Source organism: Methanoregula sp. (assembly GCF_002835825.1).
Classification (GTDB): domain Archaea; phylum Halobacteriota; class Methanomicrobia; order Methanomicrobiales; family Methanospirillaceae; genus Methanoregula.
This window is the reverse complement of record NZ_PIZH01000498.1, coordinates 1-1,513: the sequence shown is the minus strand read 5'-3', so window position 1 is coordinate 1,513 and position 1,513 is coordinate 1. Positions and strand designations below refer to the sequence as shown.

General features: G+C 60.7%; 1 protein-coding gene. It reads right to left on the bottom strand.

Annotated elements, in window-relative coordinates:
* Positions 1–240: 240 nt before the first annotated feature.
* The coding region (gene tfrB / locus CW742_RS12670; protein WP_292420910.1) for a fumarate reductase (CoM/CoB) subunit TfrB at positions 241–1,513 on the bottom strand (1,273 nt) is incomplete at its 5' end.

Here is a 1,513-nt window from a genome sequence, read left to right as displayed (position 1 = left end):
CTGTTACCGGTATACGCTTTACTGCGGCCATATGATCATACTGTAAGCATTGTAAATATGAATACTTTTGGCGGGCCATAACGAAGGACTCATGAACCCGGTGCTATTCGAAAGGACGAATGAGTTGAAAAAACAAACATTGAATCGGTACTATTCTTGCCGATCTGTTTTTCCGAAGAACTCTTGCGAGTTCTTCTCGTCCTCCTGGTTCTGATGGACCAGTCGGAAAAAGAAAAATCCCTACTTCTTCCCGGCCTTCCGGTCCTTCTCCCGGTACCCATCCAGCAGCACCGAGACAACATGCTTCACCGGCTTGTCCGTGTGACCGGCAATATGGAACTCGCAGAACGGGCAGGAGGTGATGACAACCTCCGCACCGGTCTTTGTGATCTCCTCGCCCCTCCGCTTCCCGAGGGCTGCCGCCTCTTCGGGATTCCCGGACCGGACGCCGCCGCCCGAGCCGCAGCAGATGGACGGCATCTCCACGAGATCAACCACCTGCCGGACCAGCTCGCGGGGCTGGTCATGAACACCCTGACCCCGCATCAGGTGGCAGGGGTCGTGGTACGTTGCCCGGATGCCAAGTTTTGCCGGTGCCTCGATGCCGTATTTGGTGAAGAGCTCGTTGATGTCGATGACCGTAAACGGCTTGTCTGCCGGGTAATCGTTCTTGAGCGTGGAACCGCAGCCGGCGCACATGGTGAGCACGGTATCGATGCCCCGCGATCGGAAGACGTCGATGTTCTTCATCTTGAGCTCGTCCACGTAATCGAGCTGCCCTGTGCGGATGAGCGGCGATCCGCAGCAGACCTGGTCTTTGGGGATGATGATGCGGATGCCGTTTCGCTTCAGCACCTCCATCGCGTCAAGGGCCGACTGCTGCTGCCGGAGATTGTACATGCAGCCGACAAAGAACCCGACCGTTGCCTTGACCGGGCCGGACGGGGCTGTGACCTCCCCGACCTGTTCGGGGAACGGGGTGGGGGTCGGGGGCAAGGAGTGGACGGTCTGGGGGGCAGGGGGCGCGGACACCAGGTGCGGGGGCAGGGTCAGGCCCTGTTTGTTGGCCCGGGCCCGGAGCTTCGCGATGGCATTTCCGGGGATCTCGATATCCTTCGGGCATGCCTTCCAGCAGGCCTGGCAGGAGGTGCAGGTAAAAAGCCCGTCCCGGACCGCGTCCGGGATCCGGTCGCCGCTGTCGCGGGGATCGAGGGCAAGGCGCAGCTCCTGCCGCATCGCGGTGGGGCCGAGGAACTTCGTCACGTCCACCGCGGGGCAGACCGAGACGCAGGCAAGGCATTCGATGCAGTCCCGCAGGGGCTTGATGGCGTCGATATCCTCCTTTGCCGGGATCACGGGTTTGTCCTTCGGTATCAGGTGCGCCATCTCGGAGAGCCGCGGGATGAGGTCAGTGATGAGGTCCTTTTTCACGGGGAGGTGCAAGGGTTCGACGGTCATGTTGTCCGTTGCCTCTTGCATGCAGTCAAGCACCGGCCCGCCGTTCACACGGACA